This window comes from Paenibacillus xylanexedens, assembly GCF_007676705.1.
Lineage (GTDB): Bacteria > Bacillota > Bacilli > Paenibacillales > Paenibacillaceae > Paenibacillus > Paenibacillus xylanexedens_C.
Genome location: NZ_VEBF01000615.1, coordinates 1 through 240, shown reverse-complemented (window position 1 = coordinate 240; position 240 = coordinate 1). Strand labels below are relative to the sequence as shown.

Annotated in this window: 1 pseudogene; it reads right to left on the bottom strand. The window is 44.2% G+C overall.

What is annotated here, in order from left to right:
• Positions 1-36: 36 nt before the first annotated feature.
• Positions 37-240 (bottom strand): annotated as a pseudogene (locus FS628_RS30900) (hypothetical protein); the annotation flags it as partial.

The following is a 240-nucleotide window of genomic DNA, read 5'->3' as shown; positions in this document are numbered from 1 at the left end:
TACAAACCTTCTTCTTTTACTGAATCTCAGGCTCTCTTACCCAATCCTTTCAATCACCTCTCCTTCCTCGTTCTTAATCTCTCTTTTAACAATCTCAACGATAATATCATCTAACCAAACCATCTCCAATGTCCCTTCAACCCCACGAACCTTCTCTCCCACTTCCTCAACAATCTCCCTGTTCACCCTCACGCTAATTTCTCTGTCCGATTCCAATACCCCTCCCTCTTCTCCTCCTTC